This is a genomic window from Campylobacter sp. 1569 (assembly GCF_024723675.1).
GTDB lineage: Bacteria > Campylobacterota > Campylobacteria > Campylobacterales > Campylobacteraceae > Campylobacter_D > Campylobacter_D jejuni_C.
Genome location: NZ_JANQDB010000004.1, coordinates 56,074 through 81,066 on the forward strand (window position 1 = coordinate 56,074; position 24,993 = coordinate 81,066).

Consider the following 24,993-nt stretch of genomic DNA (forward strand, 5'->3'; position numbering starts at 1 on the left):
TCATAAATACATATTAACTATTAAAGTGGAGGAAAAAATGATACAAAAAGCTTTGCAATTAGCTGAAGAATTACAAAGAAAGATAGAAAGTAATATCTCTCAAAGCGAAAAAGAATTTCATGCCAAAATGCAAAAACTTTTAAACAACCCTAAAAATAAAGTAATGTTGATCGAGCTTTTAGATCGCTCTTTTAGATGTAAAGATAAAAGTGCTAGTTTTGAGCTGATAGAATATACTTTAAACAAATATGGCATAGCAGATTTTTTTAGTGCTTTTGAAAAATTTTTACTTTTTTCATTTTTAAATTTTGGAAAATTTGCACCAACTCTTAGTGTGCCATTTTTCATTAAGCATTTAAGAGAAGATACTAAAGCTATGGTTTTAGATGCAAATCCTAGTGTTTTAGAGCCTCATATGCGTAAAAGAAAAGATGAAGATAAAATCACCTTAAATGTAAATTTAATTGGTGAAGAGGTTTTGGGTGAGGCTGAGAGTGCTTATAGGATGAAAAAATACGAAGAAGCATTAAAAACAAGCTATATTACTTATATTTCTATTAAAATTACTACCATTTTTTCCCAAATCAATATTATTGATTTTGAATACTCTAAAGATGAGGTGGTAAAAAGATTGGATAAATTATATGCTCTTGCTTTAGAGGAAGAAAAAAAGCAAGGTGTGTCTAAATTTATCAATCTTGACATGGAAGAATTTAGAGATTTGGAATTAACCGTTGAAGCTTTTATGGAGAGTGTTGCAAAATATGATATTAAAGCAGGTATTGTTTTGCAAGCTTATTTACCTGATTCTTATGAGTATTTGAAAAAACTTTTTGCTTTTTCAAAAGAAAGAGTTTTAAAAGGTATGAAGCCTATAAAAATTCGCTTTGTAAAAGGAGCGAATATGGAAAGTGAAGAAACTATAGCTTCACAAAGAGGTTGGGCTCTGCCTACTTTTTATAAAAAAATTGATACAGATAGTAACTATAAAAAAATGCTTGATTTTGTCTTAGAGGGAGATAATCATAAATATATTAATGTAGGTATTGCAAGCCATAATTTGTTTGAAATTGCTTATGCTTATACTAGAATTTCACAAGCTGGAGCTTTATCATCTTTTACTTTTGAAATGCTTGAGGGTATGAGTTTGCAATGTTCTTATGAGCTTTCTAAAATGCATGATCTTATACTTTATGCTCCAGTTTGTGATGAAGCACATTTTAATAATGCTATTGCATACTTAGTAAGAAGACTTGATGAAAATACTAGTGAAGATAATTTCATGAGATATTTTTTCAATCTTAAAGTTAATGATAAAAATTGGCAAATGCAAAAAGAATTATTTATAAAATCCTTAGAAGGCGTTGCTAGTTTGGATAATTCTACTCATAGAACTCAAGATAGAAACAATGAAACAAAGGCTATTAGTTCTTATGAGAGTAAAGAATTTAAAAACGAACCTGATACAGATTTTATCTTAAAAGCAAATAGAGAGTGGGCTAAAAATATAAGAACTAAATATGAAAATTTAGAAAATTATGATGTATATCCGGTTGTAAAAGAGGAAATTAAAAACGAAAATTTACAAGTAGTAGAAGTTAAAGATAAAATCAAAAATCGCACTATAGGTAAAGCATATTTAGCAGGCCAAAAAGAGATTAAACACGCTTTAGATGTAGCTAAGAGCTCAAATTTTAGTGATTTAAGTCATGATGAAATTTATAAAATTTTAGCAAAAACTGCCCAACTTGTTAGAGATCGTAGAGGAGATTTAATAGGTATAGCAGCCTTAGAAGTAGGAAAAACTTTCTTAGAAATTGATCCTGAAGTAAGTGAGGCTATAGACTTTTTAGAATTTTATCCGCATTCTTTGGAAAAACTAAAAGAGCAAAACCCTAATACTACTTTTAAAGCAAAAGGTATAGGTGTGGTGATTGCGCCATGGAATTTCCCAGTGGGTATTTCAGTAGGAACCATAGCAGCACCTTTAGCTGCAGGCAATAGAGTGATATATAAGCCATCATCTTTATCAATGCTAACAGGTTATATGCTTTGTAAATGTTTTTGGGATGCAGGAATTCCTAAAGATGCTTTGATTTTTTTACCTGCTAAAGGTAGTGATATATCAAAATACTTGCTCGTTGATCAAAGTGTAAAATTTTCAGTATTAACCGGTGGGGAAGAAACTGCTTATGCAATGCTCAAAGCCAATCCAACTTTACTTTTAAGTGCTGAAACAGGTGGTAAAAACGCAACTATTGTTTCTAAATTTGCTGATCGTGATAGTGCGATTAAAAATATCATTCATTCAGCATTTTCAAATTCAGGTCAAAAATGCTCTGCTACTTCTTTACTTGTTTTAGAAGAGGAAGTTTATGAAGATGAAGAGTTCAAAAAGACTTTGGTAGATGCTGCTAGTTCTATGGCGGTTGGAAATCCTTTTGCATTTAAAAATAAACTTGGAGCTTTAGCAGATAAGCCAGATGCAAAATTACAAAAAGCTTTAGATGAGTTAGCTCCATATGAAAGTTGGGCTTTAAAACCTAAATTTATAGATGATAATCCTTATCTTTTAACTCCAGGGATTAAGTATGGTACTAAAAAAGGTGATTTTACACACATGAATGAGCTTTTTGCACCAATTTTAACTGTGATGAAAGCAAAAGATTTAAAAGAAGCTATTGATATAGTAAATTCAACAGGTTATGGACTTACAGCAGGATTTGAAAGTTTAGATGAGAGAGAATGGGAGTATTTTCATACTCACATAGAGGCAGGAAATATTTATATTAATAAACCAACAACAGGAGCTATAGTTCTTAGACAGCCTTTTGGTGGTATTAAAAAATCAGCCATTGGTTTTGGTAGAAAGGTTGGAATTTATAATTACATCACTCAATTTTTAGATATAGAGCAAAGTCAAGCTGATCAAAATGTTTTGGACAATGAATTAGTATCAAATTTAAATGCTTTAAGCTTAGATTTAAATGAAAAAGATAAAGCCGATTTTGAAGTCGTTAAAGCTATGGCAAGAAGTTATGCTTATCATGCAAAGCATGAATTTGCAAGTGCGAAAGATTATGTCAATATAAGAGGTGAGGATAATCTTTTCTCTTATACAAAGGTTAAAAATATCGCTTATAGAATACATAAAGATGATAGCTTAAAAGATATTTTGGGAGTTATTTTAGCAGCTAGTGTGCTAAATATTGATCTTATTTTAAGTTATGATGAGCATGAAAAAATAGATCTTGTACAAAAGATTAATCAAAAAATTAGCTCTAAAACTTTATTCCTTAAAGAAAGTAAAGAAAATTTCATTAACAAGATAGCTAATTATGAAAGAATCCGTTATTTTGCTCCATTGGATGTTAATGATGAAATTTTCATAAAAGCAGCAAGTTGTGCAAAAATCATCGCTAATGCTAAGCCTTTAATAAACGGACGTTTTGAGTTGCTTTTATATCATAATGAAAAAGCTTTAAGTATATCTTTCCATCGTTATGGAAATCTAGGCATTCGTGCTTTAAAATAATATAAAAAGGAGATAAAATGGAGGTTGTTCAAATTAATACTCAAATTGCGATAATGTTTGTCGCATATTCAGCATTAATGCTTTTTATCGGATTTTATTTTTATAAACAAAATAAAAATTCAGAGGACTATTTTTTAGGTGGGCGTTCTATGGGACCGGTGGTTTCTGCACTTAGTGCAGGAGCTTCTGATATGAGCGGTTGGCTTTTAATGGGTTTACCAGGAGCTTTATATGTAAGCGGTTTGGCTGAAAGTTATATTGCAATAGGTCTTAGTATAGGAGCATTTTTAAACTGGGCTTTTGTAGCAAAAAGACTTAGAATTTATACTAGTGTGATTGCAAATTCTATTACAATTCCTGATTATTTTGAAACAAGATTTGATGATGATAAGCATATATTAAGAGTGGTTTGTGCTATTGTTATTTTGATCTTCTTTACTTTTTATGTTTCTTCGGGGCTTGTAGGTGGGGCAAAACTTTTTGAAGCAACTTTTGGAATTCAATATGATTATGCACTTACTACAGGAACTGTGATTATAGTTGCTTATACATTTTTGGGTGGATATAAGGCAGTTTGTTGGACAGATTTAATTCAAGGTTTATTAATGATGAGCGCCTTGATTGTTGTGCCTATAGTGATGATTTATCATTTGGGTGGATTTAGTGAAGCTGTTAATATAGTTAAAGAAATCAAGCCAAATACTTTTTCCATGGGAGAAGGGTTGAGCTTTTTGGGTATAGTTTCAGCACTTTCATGGGGACTTGGATATTTTGGTCAACCGCATATTTTGGTACGCTTTATGTCTATAAGATCAACTAAAGATATCCCAACTGCTACTTTTGTAGGAATTTCTTGGATGGTTATATCTTTAATTGGTGCTTGTTTGATAGGTATTTTAGGTATAGCTTATGTGAGTAAATTTGAGCTTAGTTTGCAAGATCCTGAAAAGATTTTTATCGTAATGTCACAATTACTTTTTAATCCTTGGATAGCAGGCATTTTACTTAGCGCTATTTTAGCAGCTATCATGAGTACAGCAAGTTCACAATTGCTTGTTTCAAGTTCAACTATAGCAGAAGATTTTTATAAAAGAATTTTTAATAAAGAAGCATCTAATAAAACAGTGATGACTTTGGGTAGATTTGGTGTTTTAGCAGTAGCTGTGATAGCTTTTATCATTTCTACTGATAAAAACTCAAGTGTATTAAGTATAGTAGCTTATGCTTGGGCAGGATTTGGAGCAAGTTTTGGTTCTGTAATGCTCTTTTCGTTATTTTGGTCAAAAATGACAAGATATGCTGCTATTGCAGGTATGATTACTGGTGCAGTTGTAGTTGTAGCATATAAAAATTTCTTGGCCGAGTGGCTTAATTTTCCTATTTATGAAATCATTCCGGGATTTTTAGCTGCTTCTGTTGTGATTGTTTTAGTGAGTTTGGTAACTAAAGTGCGCCCAGGAACTAAAGCAGCTTATGAAACAATGTTAAAACATCTTTAATATATATTCAAAAGCCTTTAAGGCTTTTGAATTAAAAATCTAAGCGTTGGGCCATCTTGATTTATTTCTAGAATTTCAAAACCACGATTTTTAGCATCTTGAGGTATAGAATTGATACTTTGCGGACAGTCGCATAAAATTTCTAAGATTTCACCTGATTTTAGTTCTTTTAAGGCATCAATAGTAGCTATAGCAGGATATGGGCAAGCTTCACCTTCTAAATTTAAACTATAATGAATAATCATATTTTTCCTTTTTTATTTTGTTTGAAAAAGAATGATTTTTTAAACTTTAATATAAATAAAAATAAAATTGCAAATAAAGTTAAATTGATTACTAAGCCATTAAAATAACCAAATTCATTTAAAAGATGAATCTTTACTCCATCTGTTAAGAAATTTGGAAAATAATCGTAACTTAAAGCTAATATCATAGTACCAATAATATTTGCAATACCCACTATAATAAAATGACTTTGTCCTTCACAAGCTCGATACATCCAGCCACACTCGCATCCTCCGGCAAAAACTATCCCAAAGCCAAATAAAAAAGCACCCAAAGCAATATTTGGTGATATTTCTATTATTTTGCTAGTGTGTCCTTGTAAGATAAATGCAAAAGCTATTAAACAAGCTATAATCATACCTATTAAAGCACCTTTTATAGCATTATCTCTACTAAATAAAAATAAATCTCTAAAGCAAGAAGTGAAGCAAATTTGAGCTCTAGATATGATAAAACCAAAAACAAAGCCAAATATTAGCGCTAAGGGGAGAATACTTTCTTTGTTTTTAATATTTAAAGGTTGTTTTTGTATTATAAATCCAGCATAAGCAATAAAAATTATAAATAAAATAAGTCCTGTATAAAAATATATCTTTGCGGTTTTATTTTGTGTTTTTAATGGTTGGTTTTCTTTACAAACGCGTTGTAATTTGGCTTTTGGCTTAAAAAGTGCTAGGTTGCAAACTTTAACAGCTAAATAAATCCCTAAAATCATAAACAAAGTAAAAACCCAAGTATGTAAAGAAAAATAAGGCAAGCCTGTAAAAAAATTTGCTAGGTTGCAACCAAAGGCAAGTCTTGCACCAAATCCAGATAAAATTCCGCCTATAATAGCTTGAAAAATTCGAATTTTGCTAGCAGGTAAGCGCCATTTGAATTTATTTGCTAAAAACGCAGCACTTAAACACCCTATAAACATACCTATAAGCATAATACCATCAATTCTTGTTAAGGGAGTGCCACTTAAATTTTGCTTTTGATAATAAGAATAAGAGCTTAAGTCTATACCAAAAAATTCTAAAAACTCTCCACCCCAGCGTGTCATTTCGCCAGTGACTGCCCAAACACTACCAAAAATTCCAAAATAAATAGCACTTAAAATTCCAAGCATGATCATGCTTTTGGAATTATCCCAAAAATTTATAAAAAAAGATTGTTTGAAAGAATGCATTGTTGTATCCAAAAATTGTGATTGTCAAAACTTGACACTAAAATAAAGTGTTATTATAGCTAAGAAATTTGATAAGAAAATAAAACAAAGTCTCCCATAACTTTAGATATTTAATTTTTATTTTAATTAAAAATATTAAGATATAATAATTATTAATCTAGCGATGGTTGTTAAATAGTTGGAGATTGGTTATGAAAGAATATATTGTATACCAAATTGATGCTTTTACTAGAGAAAAATTTTATGCAAATCCTGCTGGAGTCGTAGTAAATGCAGATGGTTTAAGTGATGATTTAATGCAAAAAATCGCAAGAGAACTTAATAATTCAGAAACAGCTTTTGTTTTTAAAAATCCAAATAATAATTTTTCACACGAGGTAAGATTTTTCACTCCAAGTACTGAAGTTCCTGTATGTTCGCATGCTACTATTGCAACGCATTATGCTTTAGCTTTAGAAAAAAATATTAGTCAAAATACTATTTTTGAACAAAAATGCAAGGCAGGCGTTTTTGATGTTGAAGTAAAAATAGAAGATGATAATTATTTTATGACTATGACTTATGACGAGATTGAATTTTTAAATAAATTAAATCAAAAAGAGATAGAAATTCTAACCAAAGCACTAGGTTTAAAAGAAGAGGATTTGATTAAGGAATTACCAATACAAGTAGTTTCTACAGGACATTCTAAAGTTTTAATAGCTATAAAAGATTATCATGTTTTAAATGCTTTAAAGCCTAATATGCAAGAGTTAGCAAAGCTTAGTGAATGTATAGACTGTAATGGATATTTTGTTTTTACTTTTGATACTAAAGAAGAAAATATTTTAACACAAGGAAGGATGTTTGCGCCAGCTATTGGTATAAATGAAGATCCAGTTACTGGAAATGCACATGCACCTTTAGCTCCCTTTTTGCACAAATATAAATTTTCAAACATAAAAGATACTTTTTCATTTTATGCTAAACAAGGAAAAGCTATAGGACGAGAAGGAAAGATTTTAGTAGAATTTTTCCCTAAAGAAGATAAAGTTAAAATTACAGGTGAGGCAGTTGTTGTTTTTAAAACAAAGTTGTTTATTTAATTTTTATTTCAATTAAAAATATTAAGATATAATATCTTTTTTGGAAGGTTAGCTTATCTGGTGATGGCCACTGACTTCAAATCAGATGAAAGAGTAGTTGACTACTTTTTGGGGAGTTCGATTCTCTCACCTTCTCGCCAAATTTAAGTCAAAATGGAGTTTTTTATGAGTAAAGCAGATATTGTCGTTGGTATCCAATGGGGTGATGAGGGTAAAGGTAAGATAGTTGATAAGCTATGTGAAAATTATAATTATGTTTGCAGGAGTGCAGGTGGACATAATGCAGGTCACACCATATGGGTTGATGGTATAAGATATGCTTTACATTTAATGCCATCAGGTGTTTTAAATAAGCAATGTATTAATGTCATAGGTAATGGAGTTGTAGTTAATCCTGATGTGCTAATTAGCGAAATGGCTCAATTTGAAAATTTAGAAGGAAGATTATTTATAAGTGATAGGGCTCATTTAAATTTAAATCATCATGCTTTGATTGATCAAGCAAGAGAAAGACTTAAAGGCGATAAAGCTATAGGAACAACAGGCAAAGGTATAGGGCCAAGTTATGAAGATAAAATAAGTCGTAATGGACATAGAGTAGGGGAATTGCTAGAGCCTGAAAAACTTTGTGAAAATTTAATGAAAGATTTTGAACTTAAAAAAACTTATTTTGATATTTTAGGTATTGCAATGCCTAGTTATGATGAAATTTTAAAAGATTTAAAACGCTTTAAAGAAGTGCTAGCGCCATATATTACAGATACTACAAGAATGCTTTGGAAAGCTTTAGATGAAGATAAAAAAGTATTATTAGAAGGCGCGCAAGGATCAATGCTTGATATTGATCATGGAACTTATCCTTATGTTACTAGTTCAACGACTATTTCAGCTGGAGCTTTAAGTGGTTTGGGATTAAATCCAAAAGAAATTGGAAAAGTTATAGGTATAGTAAAAGCTTATACAACAAGAGTGGGAAATGGAGCTTTTCCAAGTGAAGATTTAGGTGAAGATGGTGAAAAAATAGGACTTATTGGTAAAGAAATCGGAGTAAGCACAGGTAGAAAAAGAAGATGTGGTTGGTTTGATGCGGTTGCGGTAAGATATACTGCAAGATTAAACGGCTTAGATACTTTATCATTAATGAAACTTGATGTGTTAGATGGTTTTGAAAGTGTTAAAATTTGTAAAGCTTATGAGTATAAGGGACAAGAAATAGACTATGTGCCTTGTGATTTAGAAAATGCTAAACCTATTTATGAAGTAATGGAAGGTTGGGACAAAGTTGCAGGGATTAGAGATTATGATTTATTGCCTGAAAATGCAAAAAAATACATTAAACGTTTGGAAGAATTAAGTGGTGTTAAAGTAGGCTATATCTCTACAAGTCCCGAAAGAGAAGATACTATCATTTTATGAAAAGCAAATATTCTTCTGTAATTAAGCTTAGAAAACAACAGCTTGATAAAGCAGAAGCAAATTTAACCAAAACAAGACAAAAGCTTTTGCTGTGTGAAGAAGAGCTTAAGGAAGCCTCAAAAACTTGCGAAAGCTTAACTTTAGCCGATAAGGGCTCGATAGCTTTGTTAAGATCGTCTTTAAAATTGCAAGAAATTGCAAGAGAAGGCAAGCAAAGGGTCAAACAAAAATTAGATTTAACCAAAAAAGAATTAGCACATCATCAGCATTTATATAAAAAAGCTCATTTGGAATTTGAAAAAATCAAAGTTTTAGAAAATGAAGAATTAAAAAAGATTCAAAAAGCTTTACAAAAAGAAGAAGAAAAGTTTATAGATGAACTTGCTATAACAAGGCATTTTAATAAGGACAAATCATGAAAAAAATAATATATTTCTTTATTTTTATAGTAAGTATTTTACATGCTCAGCAAAATTGTGAGCAGTATTTCGAAGCTAGAAAAGAACAAATGCAAGAACAAATTAGAGAATATGATGAAGCAAGACAAAGTTTAGAGGCATATAGAGCATCTTTTGAAGCTTTACAAAAAGAAAAAATGCAAGCTTTGGTGCAAAAAGAGGCTGATATTAATGCAAGTTTAGAACAAATCAAAACCTTAAAAGAACAAAATGAGCGTATATTGAAAGCAACTAAAGAAAATCTTCAAGCGATTAATGATAAAACTATGGGGCGTATTACAGAAATCTATGCAAAAATGAAAGATGTGGCTGTTGCAGGTATATTAAGTGAAATGGAACCTGATGAAGCTTCAAAAATTCTACTTTCGCTTGATCCTAGAAAAATTTCATCTATTATGGCAAAAATGGAACCTAAGAAAGCTTCAGACTTAACATTGCTTTTAAAAAATTTAGATCAAAATGCAAGTTTGCAGTAAGTTTTAAGCAGTTTTTACCTTTTTTTTAGTATTATTTCAATAAAAATAAAAAGGTGAATAAATGCGTATCAAACCAGCTCATATACCTTATATAGCAAATAAAATAATACTTGATTTAATGCACTCTTCTTTTGTAAAAATCAAAGATGATAGCCAAAAACTTTTAAAAATAGCAAAAGAAATTATAGAAATAGATGTTTTAAATGAGCGTAAACTTGATGAAAAAGCAAAAGAGCTTTTAGAAAGTCAAGAGGATGAAATAGAGTTTATGCAAATAGATAGAAAAAGTATGTTTTGGATGATTAAGAAAAAACTAGCAAGTGAATTTAAATTTATGCTTGATAGTGAAGATAGATATAATAACCTTTCTCATAAAATTTTAGAAAATTTAGTAGAAGAGGACTTGATAAATTATAATGTATCAGAAAATCGTGTGAAAAATTTGATTTTTTCAAGTATTATGTCTTATTTAAAAGAGTATGAAAATTTAGAAGATTTAGTCTATGAAAAAATTTCAAATTATAAAAGAAAACTTATCCCAGGTTCTGAAGAATATGAATTGGTATTTGAAAAGTTATATCAAGAAGAGCTTAGAAAAAAGGGACTTTTATGAAAGCATATATTTATATAGAAAATGATGTTTTTTTAAGCGCAAAAGCTTTTGGGGAAGGTGGAACTTTTTTTGGTGAGCTTGTTTTTAATACCTCTTTAACTGGTTATCAAGAGATTATTTCTGATCCTTCATATGCGGGTCAATTTGTAGTTTTTTCAATGCCAGAAATTGGTATAGTTGGTGTTAATGATGAAGACAATGAAAGTAAAGAAATTTTTGCTAGCGGTATGATTATAAGAGAATTAAATGAAGATTATTCTAATTTTAGAGCTAATAATTCTTTAAATGCTTATTTGAAAAACCATGGCAAAATAGGACTTTGTGAAATTGATACAAGATTTTTAGTTAAAATGATTAGAGATCAAGGCAATTTAAGAGCCGTTGTTTCTACTGAAATCAAAGACAAAGAAGAACTTAAGAAAATGCTTCTTTCTAGTGCTAAAATCGATGAGGTAAATTATGTAGCTCAAGTTAGCACTAAAAGCTCTTATAAGCATAGTAAAGGTGCTTGGGATCATAGCAAAAAAGCTTATGAGAACGTAAAAGCAAGTGGTAAAAAAGTAGCTGTGATTGATTATGGTGTAAAAGAAAATATTTTAAATGAACTTGTAAGTGTAGGACTTGAAGTAGAAGTTTTTCCTTATAATACAAAAGCAAAAGATTTGATTGATTTATATCAAAAAGGTGTAATTCATGGGGTATTTTTATCAAATGGACCAGGTGAGCCAAAAATTTTAAAAGATGAAATTGCAGAGATAAAAAAATTAGCAGAAGCAAAAATTCCTATGCTAGGTATTTGTTTAGGCCACCAACTTTTAAGTAATGCTTTTGGTTATGAAACTTATAAGATGAAATTTGGTCAACATGGTGCAAATCATCCAGTAATCAATCTTACAAATAATACAGTAGAAATTACAGCACAAAATCACAACTATAATGTTCCTGAAGAAATAGCAGAGGTTGCAACTATTACTCATAGAAATTTATTTGGTGATAATGTAGAGGGTGTAAGATATAAAAACTATCCTATTATATCAGTACAACACCATCCAGAAAGCTCATCAGGGCCACATGAGAGCAAGTATATCTTTAAAGAATTTTTAGAGCTTTTGTGAATTTAGATTTCATTGCTTTAGTGAGTATAGCTTTTCTTTCTAGCTTTGGACATTGTTATGGAATGTGCGGAGGTTTTGTTTTAGCTTATACTCAGCTTTCAAAGCAAATAAAACTTCCTTTTTCTCTTTTAATCTTTTCTTATCATTTATCTAGAATTTTTGCTTATGTTTGTTTAGGCGTGTTTTTTGGATTTTTTGGAAATTTATTTTATTTTAGTGAATTTGCAAAAGGTATAATGCTTTTTGCTATCGGGATTTTTATGGTAGTTTTAGCTTTTGCTTTAATTTTTAAAGGAAAATTTTTAGCTTTTTTTGAAAGCTCTTTAATTTTTGATTGTGTCATTAAAAAAAATATTTCAAGATTAATTCAAAACAAGTCTTTAAAAAGTACTCTTTTTTTGGGATTTTTAAATGGTTTTGTGCCTTGTGGATTGGTGTATTTTTATATAGCCTTTGGTATGAGTATGCAAAATGTCTATTTAGCGGCATTAATTATGCTTATTTTTGGACTTTCAACCTTACCTGCTTTGATATTTTTTGCTTATTTTTCTAAAACACTAAATGAAAAATTTCAAAAAATAGCTAGTTTGATTTCTTATATTTTAATCTTTTTTTACGGTATGTATTTTTCTTATACTGGTTTTATGCTCACGCGATAACATTATTATTTATTAATAAATAATAAATAATTAGACATAATTTAAGCTAAAAAAGATATTAAATATCATATAATATAAAGATTGCATATTTGCAGAAAAAAAATTAAGGAGAGGAAATGCACCCAGGAAATGCATTAAACTATGACTATACGGTTGCTAAATATTTTATGTTTGCTACCTTATTGTTTGGTGTTATTGGTATGGCTATTGGAACGCTTATTGCCTTTCAAATGGCTTATCCGGATTTAAACTATTTAGCCGGTGAGTATGGTACTTTTTCAAGACTTAGACCATTGCACACTTCAGGTGTAATTTTTGGTTTTATGCTCTCAGGAATTTGGGCTACTTGGTATTATATTGGTCAACGCGTGCTAAAAGTTAGTATGGCAGAATCAAGCTTTTTAATGTTTGTTGGTAAATTACATTTTTGGCTTTATATGATTACTATGATTATAGCTGTTATTACTTTGTTTGCAGGTGTTAGTACTTCAAAAGAATACGCAGAGCTTGAATGGCCACTTGATATATTGGTAGTTTTAGTTTGGGTTTTATGGGGTGTAAGCATTTTTGGACTTATTGGAATTCGCCGTGAAAAAACTTTATACGTTTCACTTTGGTATTATATAGCTACTTTTTTAGGTATAGCAATGCTTTATCTATTTAATAATATGGCTGTACCAACATACTTTGTAAGTGGAATGGGCGATTGGTGGCATAGTGTTTCTATGTATGCAGGAACAAATGATGCGTTAGTTCAATGGTGGTATGGACACAATGCTGTTGCATTTGTATTCACTGTTGGTATTATTGCTCAAATTTATTATTTCTTGCCAAAAGAAAGCGGTCAACCAATTTTCTCTTATAAATTGTCTTTATTTGCATTTTGGGGCTTAATGTTTGTTTATCTATGGGCAGGTGGACACCACTTGATTTATTCTACCGTACCTGATTGGATGCAAACTATGGGTTCAGTTTTTTCAATTGTGCTTATTTTACCTTCTTGGGGTTCAGCAATTAATATCTTACTTACTATGAAAGGTGAGTGGAGTCAATTAAGAGAAAGCCCATTAATCAAATTTATGATTTTAGCTTCAACTTTCTACATGTTCTCAACTTTGGAAGGTCCTATTCTTTCTATTAAATCAGTTAATGCATTAGCGCACTTTACAGATTGGATTCCAGGACATGTTCATGATGGTACTTTAGGTTGGGTTGGCTTTATGACCATGGCTGCACTTTATCACATGGTACCTAGAATGTTTAAAAGAGAGTTATATAGCAAATCATTAATGGAAGCTCAATTTTGGATTCAAACCACAGGTATAGTATTGTACTTTAGTTCTATGTGGATAGCAGGTATTACTCAAGGTATGATGTGGAGAGCTACAGATGAGTATGGTAACTTACTTTATACTTTCATCGATACTGTTGAAGCTATTATTCCTTACTATTGGATTAGAGCTGTGGGTGGCTTGTTATACTTAGTAGGATTTTTCATGTTTGTTTATAATATTTACAAATCAATCGCAGTGGGTAGAGTACTTGATAAAGAACCAAAAAGTGCTTCACCTATGGCAGCATAAGGAGGAAAAATATGTTTAGTTGGTTAGAAAAAAATCCATTCTTTTTTGCTGTAGCGGTATTTATTGTAATTGCGTATGCAGGTATTGTAGAGGTTTTACCTGATTTTGCTCAAAATGCAAGACCAATTGAAGGTAAAAAGCCTTATACGGTTTTACAACTTGCAGGACGCCATGCTTATATTAAAGAAAGTTGTAATGCGTGTCATTCACAACTTATTCGTCCTTTTAAATCAGAAACAGATCGTTATGGTATGTATTCAGTTAGTGGTGAATATGCTTATGATAGACCATTTTTATGGGGTTCAAAAAGAACCGGACCTGATTTATTGCGTATAGGTAATTTTAGAACTACAGATTGGCATGAAAATCATATGTGGGATCCAGTTTCAGTCGTTCCTGGTTCTATTATGCCAGCTTATAAACATATGTTTAGCAATAATGCAAACATAGAAACAGCTTATGCAGAAGCGCTAACTGTAAAAAAAGTTTTCAATGTGCCTTATGATGTTGAAAATGGTACAAAACTTGGTACTTGGGAAGAGGCTCAAGCAGAAGTTAAAGCAGAAGCTCAAGCTATAGTAGATCAAATGAAAAATCAAGATGTTAAAGATGCGTTTGCTAGAGGCGAAATTAGAGAGATTGTAGCTTTAATCGCGTATCTTAATAGCTTAAAATAGGAAAAACTATGGATTTAGAACTAATAAGAGAGCTACAAGCTTATGGTTTTTTTGCTCTTGTAGTGTTTTTAGTGGTAGTTTTGTATTCTTATTGGTTTCATTTATATAGATCTGAAAAAACAGGTAGAAGAAACTATGAAAAATATGCTGATTTAGCATTGCATGATGAAATCAGCGATCGTGTTTTAGAGCAAAATAAAAGGAGTGCTTAATGCAATGGTTGAACTTACAAGATAATGTTAATTTATTATCTTTTATTGGAGCAATTCTTATCATCTTGATTACACTTGTTGTGGTAGGAAAATTATTTAAAAGTATGAAAGAAGAAAAAAGCCAAGGTGAGCTAAGCGAGCATAGTTGGGATGGTATAGGTGAGTTTAAAAATCCTATACCACTTGGTTGGGCTGTTGTATTTTTCTTAGCTATAGTATGGTGTATATGGTATTTTCTTTGGGGATATCCTTTAAATAGCTATTCTCAAATTGGTGAGTATAATAAAGAAGTACAAGCACATAATGAAAAATTTGCGCAGAAATTTGCAAATTTAAGTGCACAAGATAAACAAGAAATGGGTAAAAATATTTTCTTGGTTCAATGTTCTTCTTGTCATGGAATTACTGGTGATGGTATCAATGGAAAAGCACAAAATCTTAATATTTGGGGCTCAGAAGAAGGACTTATAGAAGTAATTACTAAAGGTTCTAAAGGTATGAATTATCCTATGGGCGAGATGTTAAGCGCAGCGGATAATGGTATAGATGAAGCTGATATTCCTGCAATTGCAGCTTATGTTGCTTCTGAAATTTCAGTGATTAAAAAAACTGAAAATCCTCAGCTTGTAGCAAAAGGAAAAGAACTTTTTGTAACTTGTGCAGTATGTCATGGTGAAGATGGAAAAGGAACTATTGATGGTCAGTTAGTAGCTCCAGATTTAACAAAATATGGTAGTGCTGAATTTGTGGTAGAAGTTTTAAATCGTGGTAAAGCAGGTAGTATAGGTGTAATGCCTCATTTTAATAATGGTTTATTAAACGAGCTTCAAAAAGAAGCAGTTGGCGAATATACAATTTCTCTTTCAAGGGGTGAATAATGGAAAATTCAAATAGATGTGTATTTTCACTTTCAGGTGTTAGTGGAATGTTAATAGCAACTGTTTTATTGTTATCAATTTTAGCTGGACTTACTATTTGGGGTTTAAAAGCACAACAAGATGTAATGCAAAAACCTTATAAATTAGAAAATGCAGAGCAAATTAAAATGTTTGACTCTAAAAGAGAAGAACATATCATCATAAAGGAATGATCATGGCAAAAGTTCTTGAATACTTAATCATAGCTGGCTTAGTTGTAGCAGCAGGAATTACTGCTTGGTCAGTTTTAACTGTAAATCATCTTTTTATAGGATGAAAAATACATTTAAAGGCGGTTTTTTAACCGCCATTTTTATTTGTTTTGCTAATTTTTTATATGCTGAAATATTGTTAAATGATAACATCTTAAACACTGCAATAGAGCAAAATATCACTTCAAGTTCTAAACAAATTCGTGAGTTAACTGGAGTAAATATCGCTTTGGCATTAAGCGATAAAAAAGACTTTGAAAGCTTAAAAAGCTATGAAGCTAATTTGAGCAAGCCATATATTTTACTTGTATTTTCTAAAGCTTCGCATAAGGTAGATATACTTGCAAGTGATGATGCTATGAAGTATTTTGATAAAGAAGGTGTCTTAAGTCCTTATCCTGAAAAAGGAACGATTTTACCTATACTTGCAAATCCTAAACAAAAAGACATTTATAACGCTGCTATTTTAAATGGTTATGCAGATATTGCTGATCAAGTGGCAAATCATTTTAATATAAAGCCTTTTTATGGAAATTCAAATCGTGATACTTTAAATATCATGAGAATTTTAATTTATGGATTTTTGTGTGTTGCGATTTTAATGCTAGTTCAAAGAAAAATCAAAAGGAGAAGATAAATGCAAAATCAAAAAACATTTTGGCCTTATGGTATTTTGATTTCTTTAGGGCTTATTGTTATAGCTTGTATTGTTACGATTTTTGTTGCAAGCAAGGCGCCTGTGTACGAAGATAATTTTTATTTTGATTCTTATCAAAATGTAGAGTTAAATTATAATGAAATTCAAAACAGACAAAAGATTTTTGATGAAAATTTTAAACTAAGCATTAAAGACAAAGAAAGCTTTGTGCATAAGAAAAATCAAGTTTATTATATCAATGAAGGGCAAAATAAACTTAGGATTGCAATTGAAAATTTAAAAGATTATGACTTAAATAAACTTCAAATTCAAACTTTACTTTCGCGTCCACATACAAATGTAAATGATGAGAATTTGCAAGCCAGATTAGAAGGAAGTGATTTGGTGTTTGATTTTAATATCAAAGAAAAAGGTGTTTGGCAAATACTTTTAAAAATCACTCAAGATGAAAATAGTGTAGGATTTTTTAAATTCTTTTTACAAACTAAATAATGAAGCTTTTTGTATTTAGCTCACTAAGAGCTTTAAGAAAGTATTATGAGAAAAAACTACAGATTGATAGTTTAGTAGAACCGGCTATGAGTATAGCCGAATTTATGCAAAAATTAGTTTTTTCTCCATATTTTCAAGCAACTCATTATGAATGTTTGCTTTTGATGAAAAAGGCTTGCGAGCAAACTAAAAATTTAGAGCAAAGTTTAAAAATACCGAGTAATTTTTTTGCTTTCTTAAAGAATAATGCTTATTTATTTAGTTTCTTTAAAGAGCTTAGTTTAGAAAAAAAAGATATTAACTCATTAAAATTTCATGATGCTTATGCTCAGTATGATGAGCATTTGCAAATTTTAGAAGAGCTTTTTAAAAATTATCTTGCTTTATTAAAAGAACAAAATTTATATGATGATATTTCTTTGCCGCTAGATTATGAAATTAATAATGATTTTTTAAAAAATTATGATGAGATTATTTTTGATTTTCAAGGTTTTTTAAATGCTTTTGAAGTAGAGCTTTTGTTAAAAGTTAAGGAAATACTTCCTCTTAAAGTACAGTTTAATTGTACTAAATTTAATAAAGATTTTTTAAATACTCTTAGCTTTTTACAAGGACTTTCTCTTAAAGAAAATCATGCTTATTTGTTTGATGTAAATCAAAAAACAATTTTAAAAGAAGAGTACTTTTTTAAAGAAAGTAAGATTAGTTATAAAAGTTTTCACTTAAGATCTTTACAAGCTGCTTTTGTTTTTGAAAAAATTAATTCTTTTTTAAAATCCGGTATAAGTGCAAAAGATATTGTAGTGATTACTCCTGATGAGAATTTTGTAGATATTTTAAGACTTTATGATAAAAACAATGTTTTAAACTATGCAAGTGGAGAGAGTATTAAAAACACACTTTTTTATCATAGACTAAAGTCTTTGTATGAAAGTGCTAAAGATGATGAGTTTGAGTATGAAGAAAATGAAGATTTTTATGAAAGGTGTAATTTAAATAAACATTTGTGCAATTTACATTTTTTTTCTTCTAACGTTGATTTTGCAGAGTTTAAAAAGCTTTTTGATGAAAATATTTCTTATGATTTTTTTGAGAATTTTATTTTTAATTTGCTAGAAGATAGTGATGAAGAATTAAAAAATTATATACTTCAAGAGCTTATTTTTATCAAAGAGCTTATAAAAACACACAAGTTAAGCTTTATGCAAATTTTAGAATTATTTTTTATGCAAATTGATGGTATAAAATTAAGCAGTGTTGGTGGTGGTGAAGTTACTGTAATGGGACTTTTAGAAAGTAGGGGACTTAGATATGATGGGGTAATTATAGTTGATTTTAATGATGAGTTTATCCCAAAAAGAGTTTCAAGCGAGTTATTTTTAAATAATGAAATTCGTAAAAAAGCAGGACTTATCACTCATGCTCAAAGAGAAAATTTACAAAGACATTATTATTATACTTTAATAGCCAAGGCAAAATTAGTTGGAATTTCTTATGTGGAAAATGAAGAAAAAATCAAATCAAGATTTTTAAATGAACTTGAACTTCCACTTTATGAAGATAAGACTTATAGTAATAATGCTTATGTGAAATATTTTCAAACTTATCCATGTACTTTTAACCTTGAACCTATTGTAAGTATTAAAGCAAAACACGATTATTTTCAAAGTGATCTTTTTTTTTCAAGATTTCATCTTCTTGTGCATTATGGTTTGGATTATTATTATAAATATGTTTTAAGATTAAAAGAGCCAAAGACTTTAGATGATACACTTAGAGCAAATGAGTTGGGGAGTTTTATCCATAAGGCTTTAGAGCTTTATTATACACAAAAATCTAAAAATCATTTTGATTATGAAGTTTTTATGCAAGTGGTAAAAAGCATTAAACAATACCGAGTTGATGCGCTAAATTTAGCTTTAATACAAACTATATTTAAAGAATTTCAAACACTTGAAAATGAGCATTTTAAGCAAGGTTATGTGGTAGAAAAATGTGAATTTAATCCACCAAGAAAAGAATTTATCACAGAAAATGGAGTGAAAATTCACGCCATAGGCTTTTTAGATAGAGTAGATAATAATGGCAATGAAAGATTGATTATAGATTATAAAAGTGGCAAGGCAGATGAAAAGTCTTATCAACTTGCTTTTTATAAGTTTTTATTAGAAAGTCAAAATGCCTTATTAAATACAAAAGCTTGTTTTTATGATCTTAAAAATATCAAAATCATACATGAAAATGCTAAAAGTAAGAGCGTACAAGAACTGAAAGATTTACTTAATGAGCTTGCTAAAGAGCCTTTGGAAAAAGAATTTTTTAATCAAAAAAACGACAATACTTACAGCCCTTATACCATGCTTTATAAAAAGGAGTTTAAGCTTTGAGTTATCATTTTGAGCCTTTTTTAGCTTTGGAAGCTAGCGCAGGAAGTGGAAAAACTTTTGCATTAAGTGTGCGTTTTGTAGCTTTGGTTTTAATGGGAGCTAAGATTAATGAAATTTTAGCCCTTACTTTTACTAATAAAGCTACAAGCGAAATGAAAGAAAGAGTTTTTAAAACCTTTTTAGAATTTGATGTGCTTGAAAATGGAGAGAATAAAGCAGAGTGTAATGAGCTTATGAAAATGCTAGGTAAAAGTAAAAATGAGCTTATAGCTTTAAGAGAAAAATACAAAGATGAGTTTTTAAGATCTAAGCTTAATATCTACACTTTTGACAGCTTTTTTTCACAAATCATTCGTTCTTTTGCTTTAAATTTAGGTCTTATGAGTGATTTTGACATTATAGAAAGTCAAGATAGTTATAAAAATTTCATTTCTAAATTAGACGAAGAAGAATTAAGAGCTTTAGCTTATTACATTGTCCAAACAAAAAGTAAAAGTGATTTTTTGCAAAATCTTGAAAGCTTGTATGAAAGATCTTGTGAGATAAATTCTATACAAAATGCACATTTTCCAAATAAAACTTTTTTAGAAAAAAGCTTAAGTGAGTTTATAACTTATGCAAGAAATTTAAGCACAGATAAAAACTATCAAAAAAATTTCGAATTTGAAAACATAGAAGATTTCTTTACTAAACCTATTATTTGTGATTTAGATAAAAAATATTTTGTAAAAGTCATCGATAGTGAATTTTTACAAAAAAGAGCAGAGTTTTTACAAAGCGCAAAAGAGTATTTTACTCAAATGGAAAATTATCGCATTAGTATGCTTGCAAAGCTTTTGAAGCATTTTAAAGAAGCAAGAAATGAAAATAATGCCAAGCAAAATGCATTGACTTTTTCAGATATAGCTTTAAAAACTTATGAATTAATTAGTGATGAAACTAACAAAGATTTGATTTATTTTAGGCTTGATGGTTATATTTCTCATTTATTAATCGATGAATTTCAAGATACTAATGTTTTGCAGTATCAAATTTTAAAACCCATCATTGCTGAGCTTGTTTCAGGCGAGGGAGTGAAAAAAAATAGAAGCTTTTTTTACGTAGGTGATAAAAAGCAAAGCATATATGGTTTTAGAGGGGGTAAAAAAGAGCTTTTTGATAAGCTTTTAAAAGACTTTCCACAAATTAAATTAGAGCATTTAGATACTAATTATCGTAGTAAAAAGATCATTGTTGATTATGTAAATGAAGTCTTTAAAGATAAATTTTTTGATAGCTTTTTAAATCCTAGCTTTACTTTGCAAAAAAGCATTAAAGAAGGTGGATATGTGGAAGTTTTGCAAAATCATATCCCACCAAAAAGTTCTTTGCATGAAGCAAGTGGCAAAGAAGTTTTAAAAATCATTCAAAAGCTTTTGGAAAAAGGCGTAAAGCTTAGTGAAATTTGCATTTTGGTATGGATTAACAAAGACGCTACTTTAATGAAAGAATTTCTTGAAGAAAATGATATTAAAGCTTATACGCAAAGCAATGTAGCTTTGATAGATTGTATTAGTGTAAGAGTGCTTTTTGAGTATGCAAAGGCTTGTGTACTTAAAGATGAGTTTAGTTTGTACTTTGCAAGTAGTATTTTAGAAAAAAAACTTGAGTTTATAACGCTTGATTTAAACCGTAGTGTAAGTGAGATTTTAAAATACTTAGTACATGTTTTAAAGCTTGATTTAAGCGATGTTAATCTCATTGCATATTTAGAGTATGCAAGTGCTTTTGATAATTTTTTTGATTTTTTATTTGCTCCATGTGAACTAAAGTCTTTGCAAGCTCAAGATGATGGAGTAAGTATCATGACCGTGCATAAATCTAAGGGGCTTGAATTTGAAAATTTAATCGTACTTGATAGACTTAGTAAAAAAGCTCCGGATAATGAAACTTTAATGTTTGAGTATGATTTAGAGCAAGGTTGGGAAGTAAAATGCAGGCATAGTGCTAGAAAATATCTTGAAGATGAAAATTACAATACCTTTTTAGCTAAAAGAGAAAAACTTCAAGCAGAAGATGAGATAAATTGTCTATATGTAGCGCTTACTAGAGCTAAAAATTCTCTTTTTATCATAAAAAACGATGAGAGTTTTAAAACCTTTAAGAGTTATTTTCAAGACTACGAGGAAAAGCAAATAGGCATTATAGAAGAACAGCTTTTAAAAACAAAAGAGCCTTTAGAAAATTTAGAACAAATAGAAAACTTTGAAGAATTTCAAAAGGTAAATTTGCAAGAAGTTAAAGCAAAAAGTCATCTTTCAAGCACGCAAATACATTTTGGCTTGGCTTTGCATGAGTTTTTGCAATATTTTGATTTTAACACTAAAAGTAATTTTGAATTTTGCAAGCAAATGGTGTATAAAAAATATCGTTTTTACTTAGATGATGAAGCTTTTAATGAGCTTTTTAAAAGACTTACTATGCTTTTAAAAGATGAGAGCTTTAACGCGCTTTTAGTGGGTAAAAAGCTACTAAAAGAGCAAATCATCACTTATAAAGGTGAGCAAAAACAACTTGATATGCTTGCATTTGATGATAATGAAGCTATCATTATAGACTATAAAACAGGCTTAAATTTAAACGAACATAAAAAGCAAGTTTTACTTTACAAAGAAGCCATAGAAAAAATCTTAGCCAAGACTTCCACTAAGGCTTTTTTGGTGTATATTTTAAAGGATAAAGTGGAGGTAATGTATGTGTAGTATAGATAAAGAACAATTTTGTAATAATGTTTTATCTTTTCACAATAAAATAAAAAAATAAATAATCATCGATATTTATCTTGGGAGCATTGTTATGGGTATTTTTATATCAATAAGGGCGATGTAGATTATGATTATGCTTCTTTGATGTTATCTTTTTATTTAGCTAGTTGGGGTATGTATAGAGGCTCTTCTTTTTTGTTGCATTATGATTATCAAATATATAAAACAATGCTAAAAGAGCTGTTAGATATTAATTTATGGGATAAGCGTGATTGGAGTCAAATAATCAAAGCAAATGAAATTATAGAAGAAAAATTATTACTCTATAAAAATAATAAAGAAAATGAGAATAATGAAGAAGATAAAAATAATAAAAATAAAATTAGCAATACACTGATCACAAAAATTTTATTAGGAATTTTTGGCTGCACCCCTGCTTATGATAGATTTTTTGTAAATGGGTTAAAAAAGTATAATATAAACAACAATAAGATACCGATACAATATTGTGAAGATAGTTATATGGGAATTATGGACTTGATAGATAGATGTAAAAGTAGCTTTGAATTTCCAAAAATAAAATTAAAATTCAGTGAAAATATATATTATCCGGATATGAAAATTATGGATATGTATTTTTGGGTTTTAGGACAACAAAAGCTTTAAATATTCTTAAATTAAGTATTAATTAAGCTAAAATAATTATAATCTCATTTTTAAAAAATTTTTGGCAAAGGTAAGATGATGACAAAGATAACAAAGCCAAACGAAGTAAAACGCGAATGGATCGTTTTAGACGCTGAAGGAAAGCGTTTTGGTCGTCTTTTAACAGAAGTAGCGACTATTTTAAGAGGTAAAAATAAACCTTGCTATACTCCAAATGTTGATTGTGGAGATTATGTGATCATTATCAATGCTTCTAAAGCAGTTTTCACAGGTGCAAATAAAGCAGAAGATAAACTATACCACAGACATTCAGGGTATTTTGGAAGCGTAAAAAGTGAAAAATTTGGTGATTTATTAGAAAAAAATCCAGTTAAATTATATAAATTAGCAGTTCGTGGTATGCTACCTAAAACAAACCTAGGTAGAGCTATGCTTAAAAAATTAAAAATTTATGCAGGTAGCGAACACCCTCATACTGCTCAAATTGCTAATAAAGGAAAATAATCATGGCAACAACATACGCAACAGGTAAAAGAAAAACCGCTGTAGCTAAAGTTTGGGTAAAAGCTGGTAGTGGTAAAATCATCGTTAATGGTATGGATTTAAACACTTGGCTTGGCGGACATGAAGCTATAAAATTAAAAGTAGTTCAGCCTTTATTAGTAACTAAACAAGAAACTTCTATGGACATTAAAGCAACAACTTTAGGCGGTGGCTACAGCGCTCAAGCTGAAGCTTTAAGACATGGTATTTCAAGAGCTTTAGCTGCTATGGATGCAGATTTTAGAGCATTATTAAAACCAAAAGGACTTCTTACTAGAGATAGCAGAACTGTTGAGCGTAAAAAATACGGTCGCAGAAAAGCAAGAAGAAGCCCACAATTCTCTAAACGTTAATTTTTTGGATCCATTTTTTGGATCCATTCTCTCTTTCATTTTTAAAATCACATTTTTTTATATATTTTTATTTTGTTTAAAATCAAAGGATTTTTTGTTTAGAATAAACTTTTATAATTTCAAAGTCCGATCAGGGAAACCTCCTTTTTGTAGTAAATTTAAGCCCCTTACCCAAAGGGGCTTATTTTATTTTAATATTCTTTTTATATAATATATCCCATTTATTTTAATTTTTAAGGATAGTTTATGAAAAAAATTATAAGCTTAGTTAGTTTAGCTAGTGCTTTATTTGCTTTTGACACTAGTAAAATAGAAATCACTCCAACTTTTAATTATACAATACCAGAAGGAAATTTAGATCTTAAAAATTATGGCGGAGTGGGTTTAAGATTTGGTTATCATTATGATGATTTATGGATAGATCAAGCTGAGCTTGGTTTAGAATATTATGATAATGCAAAATACAATAATCCAAACGATAATACACACACAGATACTAGTGTTTCAAGGTTTTATATAAATGCTATTAAAGGAATTGATTTAGCTAATCATGTATATTTATATGGTTTGTTAGGAACAGGTTATGAGTATTTAAGCCATGGAGCTTATGAAAATAAAAGTGGTATGTTTGCTCAATATGGTGCGGGTTTTAAATTTGCACTTGGAGAAGATTTGGCTTTAAGACTTGAAGCAAGAGATCAAATTAAATTCAATAATGGTGAGCATAATCTGATTTCTAGTGTTGGTTTGAGTTTTTATTTTGGCAATAAAGCTCCAAAAATTTCTCAAACCACAACTAAACAAATCGAAGAAAAACCACAAATAATACAAATTGATAAATCATGTCCAGAACCAAGAAAAGGTGCTTTGCTTGATCATATAGGTTGTGAAAAAACAATAGCACTTGAAGGGCATTTTGGATTTGATCAGACTGATATAAATCCTGAGTTTGCGCAAAAAATTCAAGAAGTAGGTAAGGTTTTAGAGGAAAATCCTCAATATTATACTATTTTAGAAGGTCATACAGATAACATAGGCCCTAAAGCTTATAATCAAAAATTATCATTAGAGCGCGCTAAAGCGGTTGCAAAAGAACTTGAAAAAATAGGTGTCACTAAAGAAAAAATTGCAACTAAAGGCTATGGTTTTGATAAGCCAAAAGCAAGCAATGATACTAAAGAAGGCCGTGCGCAAAATAGACGTGTGGAAGCAAAATTTTTCATTAAAGAATAAGCTT

25 protein-coding genes and 1 tRNA gene are annotated in these 24,993 nt (G+C 29.8%); 24 read left to right on the forward strand and 2 right to left on the reverse strand.

The genetic code is table 11. The annotated features are described in order from the left end of the window. The first annotated feature begins 37 nt into the window (after positions 1-37). Positions 38-3,535 (forward strand): bifunctional proline dehydrogenase/L-glutamate gamma-semialdehyde dehydrogenase, encoded by a 3,498-nt coding sequence (locus CAMP5060_RS03025; protein ID WP_337217883.1) that lies wholly within the window; start codon positions 38-40, stop codon positions 3,533-3,535. 17 nt (positions 3,536-3,552) lie between these two features. Then, on the forward strand, positions 3,553-5,034 hold the full coding sequence (gene putP / locus CAMP5060_RS03030; RefSeq protein ID WP_039617615.1) for a sodium/proline symporter PutP: 1,482 nt from the start codon (positions 3,553-3,555) through the stop codon (positions 5,032-5,034). Positions 5,035-5,051: 17 nt separating this feature from the next. Here the strand turns inward: putP and yedF are convergent, their stop codons facing one another. Both yedF and yedE read right to left on the reverse strand, forming a co-directional pair. Continuing rightward, positions 5,052-5,279: a sulfurtransferase-like selenium metabolism protein YedF gene (gene yedF, locus CAMP5060_RS03035; RefSeq protein ID WP_087700396.1), complete on the reverse strand. Its 228-nt coding sequence runs from the start codon at positions 5,277-5,279 to the stop codon at positions 5,052-5,054. Then, a complete protein-coding gene (gene yedE, locus CAMP5060_RS03040; RefSeq protein ID WP_337217884.1) occupies positions 5,276-6,490 on the reverse strand; it encodes a selenium metabolism membrane protein YedE/FdhT in 1,215 nt (404 codons plus the stop codon). Before yedE ends, yedF begins: the two co-directional genes overlap by 4 nt. A 191-nt stretch (positions 6,491-6,681) precedes the next feature. Between yedE and CAMP5060_RS03045 the strand changes: the two genes are divergently transcribed. The 22 genes from CAMP5060_RS03045 to CAMP5060_RS03150 all read left to right on the forward strand — a co-directional run bounded on the left by CAMP5060_RS03045 (position 6,682) and on the right by CAMP5060_RS03150 (position 24,989). Continuing rightward, on the forward strand, positions 6,682-7,575 hold the full coding sequence (locus CAMP5060_RS03045; protein ID WP_337217885.1) for a PhzF family phenazine biosynthesis isomerase: 894 nt from the start codon (positions 6,682-6,684) through the stop codon (positions 7,573-7,575). Between the two features lie 42 nt (positions 7,576-7,617). Further along, a tRNA-Sec gene (locus tag CAMP5060_RS03050) sits at positions 7,618-7,715 on the forward strand. 25 nt (positions 7,716-7,740) lie between these two features. Continuing rightward, positions 7,741-8,991: an adenylosuccinate synthase gene (locus CAMP5060_RS03055; RefSeq protein WP_337217886.1), complete on the forward strand. Its 1,251-nt coding sequence runs from the start codon at positions 7,741-7,743 to the stop codon at positions 8,989-8,991. Beyond that, positions 8,988-9,410 carry a flagellar FliJ family protein gene (locus tag CAMP5060_RS03060; protein ID WP_337217887.1) on the forward strand — a complete coding sequence of 141 codons (423 nt, stop codon included), beginning with the start codon at positions 8,988-8,990 and terminating at the stop codon, positions 9,408-9,410. The genes CAMP5060_RS03055 and CAMP5060_RS03060 overlap by 4 nt, the downstream gene beginning before the upstream one ends. Further along, positions 9,404-9,925, forward strand: coding sequence for a MotE family protein (locus tag CAMP5060_RS03065; RefSeq protein ID WP_337217904.1), 522 nt, complete (start codon positions 9,404-9,406; stop codon positions 9,923-9,925). Before CAMP5060_RS03060 ends, CAMP5060_RS03065 begins: the two co-directional genes overlap by 7 nt. 61 nt (positions 9,926-9,986) lie before the next feature. Next, complete coding sequence (locus CAMP5060_RS03070) at positions 9,987-10,538, forward strand: DUF507 family protein (RefSeq protein ID WP_087700408.1); 552 nt, start codon at positions 9,987-9,989, stop codon at positions 10,536-10,538. Next, complete coding sequence (gene carA / locus CAMP5060_RS03075) at positions 10,535-11,653, forward strand: glutamine-hydrolyzing carbamoyl-phosphate synthase small subunit (RefSeq protein ID WP_087700410.1); 1,119 nt, start codon at positions 10,535-10,537, stop codon at positions 11,651-11,653. Before CAMP5060_RS03070 ends, carA begins: the two co-directional genes overlap by 4 nt. Beyond that, the gene (locus tag CAMP5060_RS03080) at positions 11,650-12,312 is read left to right on the forward strand and encodes a sulfite exporter TauE/SafE family protein (RefSeq protein WP_214135702.1); all 663 of its coding nucleotides are present in this window, start codon (positions 11,650-11,652) and stop codon (positions 12,310-12,312) included. Before carA ends, CAMP5060_RS03080 begins: the two co-directional genes overlap by 4 nt. A gap of 116 nt (positions 12,313-12,428) precedes the next feature. Beyond that, positions 12,429-13,895 carry a cytochrome-c oxidase, cbb3-type subunit I gene (ccoN, locus tag CAMP5060_RS03085; protein ID WP_087700414.1) on the forward strand — a complete coding sequence of 489 codons (1,467 nt, stop codon included), beginning with the start codon at positions 12,429-12,431 and terminating at the stop codon, positions 13,893-13,895. 11 nt (positions 13,896-13,906) lie between these two features. Next, complete coding sequence (gene ccoO, locus CAMP5060_RS03090; protein ID WP_087700416.1) at positions 13,907-14,572, forward strand: cytochrome-c oxidase, cbb3-type subunit II; 666 nt, start codon at positions 13,907-13,909, stop codon at positions 14,570-14,572. An 8-nt stretch (positions 14,573-14,580) separates the two neighbouring features. Further along, positions 14,581-14,784 carry a cytochrome c oxidase, cbb3-type, CcoQ subunit gene (locus tag CAMP5060_RS03095; protein ID WP_039617636.1) on the forward strand — a complete coding sequence of 68 codons (204 nt, stop codon included), beginning with the start codon at positions 14,581-14,583 and terminating at the stop codon, positions 14,782-14,784. Next, positions 14,784-15,662 carry a cytochrome-c oxidase, cbb3-type subunit III gene (gene ccoP / locus CAMP5060_RS03100; RefSeq protein ID WP_087700420.1) on the forward strand — a complete coding sequence of 293 codons (879 nt, stop codon included), beginning with the start codon at positions 14,784-14,786 and terminating at the stop codon, positions 15,660-15,662. Before CAMP5060_RS03095 ends, ccoP begins: the two co-directional genes overlap by 1 nt. Next, positions 15,662-15,874: a DUF4006 family protein gene (locus tag CAMP5060_RS03105; protein ID WP_087700422.1), complete on the forward strand. Its 213-nt coding sequence runs from the start codon at positions 15,662-15,664 to the stop codon at positions 15,872-15,874. Before ccoP ends, CAMP5060_RS03105 begins: the two co-directional genes overlap by 1 nt. 2 nt (positions 15,875-15,876) lie before the next feature. After that, positions 15,877-15,978, forward strand: a complete 102-nt coding sequence (locus CAMP5060_RS03110) for a hypothetical protein (RefSeq protein ID WP_087685197.1) — start codon at positions 15,877-15,879, stop codon at positions 15,976-15,978. Positions 15,979-16,049: 71 nt separating this feature from the next. Next, positions 16,050-16,550: a hypothetical protein gene (locus CAMP5060_RS03115; protein WP_337217888.1), complete on the forward strand. Its 501-nt coding sequence runs from the start codon at positions 16,050-16,052 to the stop codon at positions 16,548-16,550. Continuing rightward, on the forward strand, positions 16,551-17,063 hold the full coding sequence (locus CAMP5060_RS03120; RefSeq protein WP_337217889.1) for a FixH family protein: 513 nt from the start codon (positions 16,551-16,553) through the stop codon (positions 17,061-17,063). Then, positions 17,063-19,450, forward strand: a complete 2,388-nt coding sequence (locus CAMP5060_RS03125; protein WP_337217890.1) for a PD-(D/E)XK nuclease family protein — start codon at positions 17,063-17,065, stop codon at positions 19,448-19,450. The genes CAMP5060_RS03120 and CAMP5060_RS03125 overlap by 1 nt, the downstream gene beginning before the upstream one ends. Then, on the forward strand, positions 19,447-22,191 hold the full coding sequence (locus tag CAMP5060_RS03130) for a RecB-like helicase (protein WP_337217891.1): 2,745 nt from the start codon (positions 19,447-19,449) through the stop codon (positions 22,189-22,191). The genes CAMP5060_RS03125 and CAMP5060_RS03130 overlap by 4 nt, the downstream gene beginning before the upstream one ends. A gap of 147 nt (positions 22,192-22,338) precedes the next feature. Further along, positions 22,339-22,860 (forward strand): hypothetical protein, encoded by a 522-nt coding sequence (locus CAMP5060_RS03135; RefSeq protein ID WP_337217892.1) that lies wholly within the window; start codon positions 22,339-22,341, stop codon positions 22,858-22,860. Positions 22,861-22,938: 78 nt separating this feature from the next. After that, the gene (gene rplM / locus CAMP5060_RS03140; RefSeq protein WP_039617653.1) at positions 22,939-23,364 is read left to right on the forward strand and encodes a 50S ribosomal protein L13; all 426 of its coding nucleotides are present in this window, start codon (positions 22,939-22,941) and stop codon (positions 23,362-23,364) included. 2 nt (positions 23,365-23,366) lie between these two features. Beyond that, on the forward strand, positions 23,367-23,756 hold the full coding sequence (gene rpsI, locus CAMP5060_RS03145) for a 30S ribosomal protein S9 (protein WP_039617655.1): 390 nt from the start codon (positions 23,367-23,369) through the stop codon (positions 23,754-23,756). Between the two features lie 246 nt (positions 23,757-24,002). Further along, positions 24,003-24,989 (forward strand): OmpA family protein, encoded by a 987-nt coding sequence (locus CAMP5060_RS03150; protein ID WP_337217893.1) that lies wholly within the window; start codon positions 24,003-24,005, stop codon positions 24,987-24,989. The last annotated feature ends 4 nt before the right edge of the window (positions 24,990-24,993 follow it).

What these genes read in the sequence shown, in the direction of transcription:
- CAMP5060_RS03025 (WP_337217883.1), top strand. Translation starts at nt 38, where the DNA reads ATGATACAAAAAGCTTTGCAATTAGCTGAAGAATTACAAAGAAAGATA.
- putP (WP_039617615.1), top strand. Translation starts at nt 3,553, where the DNA reads ATGGAGGTTGTTCAAATTAATACTCAAATTGCGATAATGTTTGTCGCA.
- yedF (WP_087700396.1), bottom strand. Translation starts at nt 5,279, where the DNA reads ATGATTATTCATTATAGTTTAAATTTAGAAGGTGAAGCTTGCCCATAT.
- yedE (WP_337217884.1), bottom strand. Translation starts at nt 6,490, where the DNA reads ATGCATTCTTTCAAACAATCTTTTTTTATAAATTTTTGGGATAATTCC.
- CAMP5060_RS03045 (WP_337217885.1), top strand. Translation starts at nt 6,682, where the DNA reads ATGAAAGAATATATTGTATACCAAATTGATGCTTTTACTAGAGAAAAA.
- CAMP5060_RS03055 (WP_337217886.1), top strand. Translation starts at nt 7,741, where the DNA reads ATGAGTAAAGCAGATATTGTCGTTGGTATCCAATGGGGTGATGAGGGT.
- CAMP5060_RS03060 (WP_337217887.1), top strand. Translation starts at nt 8,988, where the DNA reads ATGAAAAGCAAATATTCTTCTGTAATTAAGCTTAGAAAACAACAGCTT.
- CAMP5060_RS03070 (WP_087700408.1), top strand. Translation starts at nt 9,987, where the DNA reads ATGCGTATCAAACCAGCTCATATACCTTATATAGCAAATAAAATAATA.
- carA (WP_087700410.1), top strand. Translation starts at nt 10,535, where the DNA reads ATGAAAGCATATATTTATATAGAAAATGATGTTTTTTTAAGCGCAAAA.
- ccoN (WP_087700414.1), top strand. Translation starts at nt 12,429, where the DNA reads ATGCACCCAGGAAATGCATTAAACTATGACTATACGGTTGCTAAATAT.
- ccoO (WP_087700416.1), top strand. Translation starts at nt 13,907, where the DNA reads ATGTTTAGTTGGTTAGAAAAAAATCCATTCTTTTTTGCTGTAGCGGTA.
- CAMP5060_RS03095 (WP_039617636.1), top strand. Translation starts at nt 14,581, where the DNA reads ATGGATTTAGAACTAATAAGAGAGCTACAAGCTTATGGTTTTTTTGCT.
- ccoP (WP_087700420.1), top strand. Translation starts at nt 14,784, where the DNA reads ATGCAATGGTTGAACTTACAAGATAATGTTAATTTATTATCTTTTATT.
- CAMP5060_RS03105 (WP_087700422.1), top strand. Translation starts at nt 15,662, where the DNA reads ATGGAAAATTCAAATAGATGTGTATTTTCACTTTCAGGTGTTAGTGGA.
- CAMP5060_RS03110 (WP_087685197.1), top strand. Translation starts at nt 15,877, where the DNA reads ATGGCAAAAGTTCTTGAATACTTAATCATAGCTGGCTTAGTTGTAGCA.
- CAMP5060_RS03120 (WP_337217889.1), top strand. Translation starts at nt 16,551, where the DNA reads ATGCAAAATCAAAAAACATTTTGGCCTTATGGTATTTTGATTTCTTTA.
- CAMP5060_RS03125 (WP_337217890.1), top strand. Translation starts at nt 17,063, where the DNA reads ATGAAGCTTTTTGTATTTAGCTCACTAAGAGCTTTAAGAAAGTATTAT.
- CAMP5060_RS03135 (WP_337217892.1), top strand. Translation starts at nt 22,339, where the DNA reads ATGTTATCTTTTTATTTAGCTAGTTGGGGTATGTATAGAGGCTCTTCT.
- rplM (WP_039617653.1), top strand. Translation starts at nt 22,939, where the DNA reads ATGACAAAGATAACAAAGCCAAACGAAGTAAAACGCGAATGGATCGTT.
- rpsI (WP_039617655.1), top strand. Translation starts at nt 23,367, where the DNA reads ATGGCAACAACATACGCAACAGGTAAAAGAAAAACCGCTGTAGCTAAA.
- CAMP5060_RS03150 (WP_337217893.1), top strand. Translation starts at nt 24,003, where the DNA reads ATGAAAAAAATTATAAGCTTAGTTAGTTTAGCTAGTGCTTTATTTGCT.